This window comes from Oleiphilus sp. HI0079 (genome assembly GCF_001635105.1).
The window spans coordinates 1-6,096 of the sequence record NZ_LWFT01000747.1 but is presented as its reverse complement, the minus strand read 5'-3'; the positions used below and the strand labels follow the sequence as shown (position 1 = coordinate 6,096).

5 protein-coding genes are annotated in these 6,096 nt (G+C 48.7%); 3 read left to right on the top strand and 2 right to left on the bottom strand.

Features of this window, described 5'->3' with window-relative positions:
* Positions 1-217: 217 nt before the first annotated feature.
* Together A3750_RS13850 and rpoE are read right to left on the bottom strand one after the other, a co-directional pair.
* Positions 218-817, bottom strand: coding sequence for a sigma-E factor negative regulatory protein (locus tag A3750_RS13850; RefSeq protein WP_068466614.1), 600 nt, complete (start codon positions 815-817; stop codon positions 218-220).
* Positions 818-898: 81 nt separating this feature from the next.
* Positions 899-1,519, bottom strand: coding sequence for an RNA polymerase sigma factor RpoE (gene rpoE, locus A3750_RS13845; protein ID WP_068457263.1), 621 nt, complete (start codon positions 1,517-1,519; stop codon positions 899-901).
* A gap of 242 nt (positions 1,520-1,761) precedes the next feature.
* Between rpoE and nadB the strand changes: the two genes are divergently transcribed.
* The 3 genes from nadB to A3750_RS13830 form a co-directional block, all read left to right on the top strand.
* Entirely contained in the window at positions 1,762-3,378 is a 1,617-nt protein-coding gene (gene nadB / locus A3750_RS13840) for an L-aspartate oxidase (protein ID WP_068521310.1), read from the top strand.
* 178 nt (positions 3,379-3,556) lie between these two features.
* On the top strand, positions 3,557-5,263 hold the full coding sequence (locus A3750_RS13835; protein ID WP_082873298.1) for a mechanosensitive ion channel family protein: 1,707 nt from the start codon (positions 3,557-3,559) through the stop codon (positions 5,261-5,263).
* Positions 5,264-5,379: 116 nt separating this feature from the next.
* A partial coding sequence (locus A3750_RS13830) for a hypothetical protein (protein WP_156498583.1) occupies positions 5,380-6,096 on the top strand: 717 nt, incomplete at its 3' end.

Sequence of the window (6,096 nt, the reverse complement as noted above, 5' to 3'; positions counted from 1 at the left end):
CTCATCTTACCGCGTGAAAACATAAACACGCCGCGATAAGATTCATTGGTTGCCGCAGCGCGCATTTTACTTATCCACTCTCCAGCGTCATCGCCATCCGCTCGGGCGATGCTTGATAACACCAGCAACAACGCGAGCACCGGCATCAACAGCACTGAGGTTTTTCTTAATATCATGGATAAGATTCCAAGCTTAAACACCAACTACCAACCCCGCCCTAAATACCGACAGAGTTAACGCTAGCAACACGAATCAATGGTGCCACACCAGAAGCGACCGTCACGGTGCTAAGCTCTGAGTGACGCAATAAATACTGATTAAAACTGCTGATCTGGCTTTCATCCAAATCATTCATAACCAGCTGGCTTTCTGCGCTTGGATCACCACCTGAGACAGCTAACTGCGCAGTTTCACTCGGAACACCCCGGCCTCCCAAGTCACTAAATCCAAATGCGACAACGAGGCAGGCTGCGATTGCCCCACCAAATTTCCAGGCTTTATTTACAGGATTCGAACTCGTCTCGTTCTCGGCTTGTTCAACACCAACAGACGAAGCCAGGGTTAAGGAAGGTTTGGGCTGCTCAACCGCGGAGTATACTTGTGACTCACCCCGAATTGCTGCCGCAACGTTCGCTGCGATATCCACGTCGACTGAGCGACCGGGCATACCGGCCATCACGTCGCGCGCATTGTGGTATCGCTTCCAGGTATCCAACAGATCTTTCGAATCTGACTTTGAAAGCAAACGCTGTATTTCAATTTCGTTCGCTTCGTCATCCATGAGCGCAGAAATCGACTCTTTCATTTTGTCGTCCACTTCAACCTCTCTTGTGGAGCCTAACCCCACCTAATACATATTGATCTACGTTGATCGCTCTGAGACTGCTCGCACAGAAATTCATAACTCGCCTTGGGCTTTTTGCATCGCAAGGTCAATCGCCTCGCGCGCTCTAAAAATGCGTGAGCGAACAGTTCCGACAGGACAATCCATAATCTTGGAAATCTCGTCGTAACTTAATCCTTCAAACTCTCTCAACGTTAACGCCATGCGCAAATCTTCAGGCAGTGCCCTAATTGCACCGTGTACAACCTGCTCCAACTGATCCCGGTTTAACTGATCCGCTGGATTCGACAAATCTTCCAGGCCCCGGTTAGGGTACGCCGATTCTGCGTCACTAATGTCAATATCCACAGACGGTGTTTTCCGGCCTTTTGACGCCAGATAGTTCTTTGCGCAATTCACCGCAATGCGATACAGCCAAGTGTAAAACGCACTATCGGAACGGAAGTTTGGCAACGCCTTGTAAGCCTTAATAAAGGCTTCCTGCGCCACGTCGGCAACCTCGTGATGATCGGAGACAAAACGAGAGATAATCGATCCCACGCGCCCTTGATACTTCATAACAAGAAGATCAAACGCCGCCGTATCGCCTTTTTGAACACGCACCACAAGCTTATGATCAAGCGCACGGTCAGCGTTCGCAGCTTTACGTTCTTCTAATGTATCAGTGGGACCCATTTTGTTATCTATTCTCGCGCGCCCGAGCTGCGAATCAGCCCATTGAGGAGTGGCCTTATTATCCACGGCCGTGCCGGAAACACAAACCTCATGCGCATTGAGTTGCATCACTTGGGTCATTCGATAGAGTCCTATTCACTTGAACGTTGTTTAATAGACTAAGCGTTTGCAAAGAAGTTCCATGAACGCATAGAATCCTCCCAAGTTATTGTTCCTCGATTCATTTTCCTAAGAAGCAAGCTATGGCCTCGTCTTTCCAATACGATGTTCTCATTATCGGTAGCGGTGCCGCCGGTTTAACCAGCGCGCTCAAACTCGACTCGAGTTTATCAGTCGCCGTAATATCGAAAGGCCAACTCACCAGTGGTTCAACGCCCTGGGCCCAAGGCGGCATCGCCGCCGTGCTTGATCAGCAGGATAATGAAGAGCTCCACATACAGGATACGCTGATTGCGGGTGGCGGCTTGTGTCACGAAGACGCAGTAAGGCAAACCGTTAATGGTGGCCGCGAAAGCATAAAATGGCTTAAGAGCATGGGCGTTAACTTTACTAAAGATAGCGCTGCCGAAAACCCCAAACACTATCACCTGACAAAAGAAGGTGGTCATAGTCATCGACGTGTTGTCCATGCCGATGATGCGACGGGCATGGCAATATCCAAGGCTCTGTGCGAGCAGACGCTTGCCGCAGAAAACGTAACGGTGTTTGAAAATCGCGTCGCGATTGACCTGATCACACATAAAAAACTTTTCCTTCCGGGCAACCGCTGCGTTGGCGCATATGTACTCAATCGGTCAGACGGCCACGTCGAATTATTTCGTGCTCGCTTTGTCATTTTGGCCACAGGCGGCGCGGCAAAAGCCTATCTTTATACCAGTAACCCTGATGGAGCGAGCGGCGATGGCATCGCGATGGCTTGGCGAAGTGGTTGCAGGGTCGCGAATATGGAGTTTAATCAGTTCCATCCAACTTGCCTCTACCACCCTCAGGCAAAAAGCTTTTTGATTACGGAGGCTGTTCGTGGCGAAGGCGGTCATTTGCTTCTGCCAAATGGAAAACGCTTCATGCATCGCTTCGATGACCGCGAAGAGCTCGCCCCGCGAGACATCGTTGCGCGCGCTATTGACCACGAAATGAAGCGATTAGGTGCTGACCACCTTTACTTGGATATAAGCCATAAGCCTGCGGACTTTATTCGCGCTCACTTCCCGACAATCTACGAAACCTGCATGGGTTTCGGGATCGACATTACTAAAGAGCCAATACCGATCGTACCCGCAGCGCACTACACATGTGGCGGGGTGATGGTTGATCACCGCGGGCGCTCCGACGTTAATCAGCTGTATGTCATCGGCGAAGCCTCGTTCACGGGTTTGCATGGCGCCAATCGAATGGCAAGCAATTCATTGCTTGAATGCATTGTCTACGGCGACGCTGCTGCCAAAGATATCAATCAAAAAGCCGATGCCATCCCGCCGCCCCCCGAGGCACCTGAGTGGGACGAATCTCGTGTCACCGACTCTGACGAAGATGTCGTGATTGCCCACAACTGGGATGAGCTAAGACGCTTTATGTGGGACTATGTCGGCATCGTTCGCACAAACAAGCGCCTACAGCGCGCCAAACACCGCGTTGACTTACTGCACCAAGAAATTCTCGACTACTACAGTAATTACTCTGTCAGCAACGACCTGCTTGAGCTGCGTAACCTAGTCACCGTTGCAGACCTGATTATCTGCTCAGCCATCCAGCGCCAGGAAAGTCGGGGATTACACTACACGCTCGACTACCCCAATCTTCTTAACGAAGCGCACGACACCATACTGACGCCAACAAACTACTCAACGCGAGACTGGTGAAGACTGAGCGCACGGCCAAATAGACAAACTGCCGAGTTGAGTTGAGTTGAGACAAGCGTCGAGCAAGCGCGCATCAAAATAACCAGTATGCTATGTTTGTTCGCGCGCATGTTTCGGCAGAATCAGAGCGCGGCACGACAGCAAAAAACAACAATATAGAATGACTAGGTAGGTTCTTATGAAACACTCGCTTTGGATGACAGCAAAACTAGTAATCTTGTCCTGCATTGTTACCACCGGTTTTGTCTTCAGCAGCTACGCAACAACAAACTCCGAAAACCCGCCTCCAGCCATCAAAGAGCACGCTGAATACCTAGAACTGCAACACATGATGATTGAGACAGCCGGAGAATTTGATCGTTCGACGGGATTACACCGTTTTGTGCTGGGCTCGCGATATGTAAATGCTTTTTTTGAACAAAGAGAAAAACTCGCCTCGCTTTACCAAAACTACCAAAATGCCAAAGAGCCGGACCCAGTCTTAAAAAAGATTTTAATAGACATCGTTAACGAGCAGTCGACATCCATCAAATCGATCATTGAAAAAATCGACACGCTAAATGCGCAAGATAATGACAAGCAAGCCCAACTTGAAGCGCAAACGGATATATTAATCCATGAGCAAGTCGTTGCACGTCGCAATCGGATTCTTGATCAGTACCTTCAAGCCTTATTCGTGAACACGCAGTATCAACAAGGTCTCGATCTTGATCACACATCGGACGTCACCTACCTAGAACAAAAACTTCAAACCTATGCCCGTTATGCCGCAGATAGTGTTGAGGCGCTGCTTGATGCAAGAGAGAACTTTCTACGCGTTCTTGGATTTGCAAATGCCGACGTACAGACAGAAATCAATGACAAGCTTCAAGCACTAGAACACAAAAAAGTTGGTGCGATTGAGACCCTCGCCCAGCGCATTCAATTGATGAACAGTCTTAGTATGGACACTCGCGAAATCTCTCAGTTCTTGGTGATCGCCAGAGGAAAGCTATCAGGCGACTTACTAGACGCAGATATTATCGTTGGCTTGAGCGAACAAATGACGAACGCACTTGCTCGCTGGTTTTCAGAGAACGGCATTGATCTGATTCTAAACATTATTATGTTCTTCGCGGTCCTACTCGTGTTCTCGATCATCGCCAAGCTGGTGCGTAAAGTGGTGCAAAACGCGCTTGATCACTCAAATCTCAAAATATCTGCGCTGCTACACAAGTTCTTCGTCTCCATGTCGTCAAAGCTCGTATTATTAATCGGTTTTCTAATCGCTTTATCACAGCTCGGCGTTGAGGTTGGGCCGATGCTTGCTGGCTTGGGAATGGTTGGTTTTATTATTGGTTTTGCACTTCAAGACACACTCTCGAACTTTGCCTCTGGAATGATGATCTTAATCTATCGCCCCTTCGATGAGGGAAATCTAATCGAGACAGCAGGTGTAACCGGCATCGTTTCGAAGTTAAGCCTCGTTTCGACAACCGTTCTCACTTTCGATAATCAAAGCTTGGTGATTCCAAATAGTAAAATTTGGGGAGACGTCATCCGCAACGTAACCGCACAGACGACGCGTCGCGTCGATTTGGTGTTTGGCATAGGTTATAGCGACGACATTCCAAAAGCAGAAGCTGTACTGGCAGGCATTCTCGATGAGCACCCGAAAGTATTGAAAAACCCAGAGCCAATGATCAAATTGCATACGCTCAACGAGTCGTCTGTCGATTTCATCGTTCGACCTTGGGTCGCTACGTCTGACTACTGGGACGTCTATTGGGATATCACGCGCACCGTGAAGCAGCGTTTTGACGAGGAAGGCATCTCCATCCCCTTCCCTCAGCGGGACGTGCACGTCTACCAAGCGGCCATAGAGCAACAGGACGATTCTAAATAACCAATGATGTTGTACCATCGAGTAGGTGTGGGCGAGCGCGCTATCGCCCAATAAAAATTATGCTAAAACCTATCTCAACTATAAGCTCAACTTTGCGTTCAACTATGCGCTCAACGATGAGAGGTATCCTCCCTCTCGTTTTCTGCTTAACGACGATTTCGAGCGCTCAAGCGAATGAGGTCGATTACGCCAATAGCATTCTGAAAACAAACTCCAGTATATTTTGCGAGACAAAATCCGAGCAGCAAGTCGTAAACCCAAAAAAGCTATTTCTTTGGTTGCTCGATGTCGTTGATGTGAGCGATGCCGCGATGGATCTGAACGGCGATGGAAGCACCCTATATCAAGAGAAAGTAGCCCTCATAGCGGAGCCTGATGAGTTAAGCAAATGCGAGGCATCTGGACGATGCAATGATCTGGATAAGGACAAAATCATTCAGGTACAAAACATTATCAAGAGCCTGTGGTCTCCTGCCCCGCCTAATCCATTCACCACCCGCTTCTTACCGGGTAGAGAAGGAAGCGGCTCATCCATTAATGTGCGCACGTTCTTATCAAATGACTCGGGCATCCAATCCGTCTGCCCGCCAATCGAGCCGAACGCTGAATCGCTCTCAGATTCAAATAAGAAAGACACTTCATCAAAGGCCTCAGAGAGTTGGTCAGAACGACTCATTCTCCGAGAACGTCCAGAAGACATAATCAAACCTTTTAAAGAAGGTGCTCCGGCCAACTTCTCTTATGAGCTGAATGAATTAACCAACACGAAAGACCTTGAAGTAGATCTCGTTGCAGCATTATTAATCAGTGAAAACTTTGAGGAGCAGCATTCA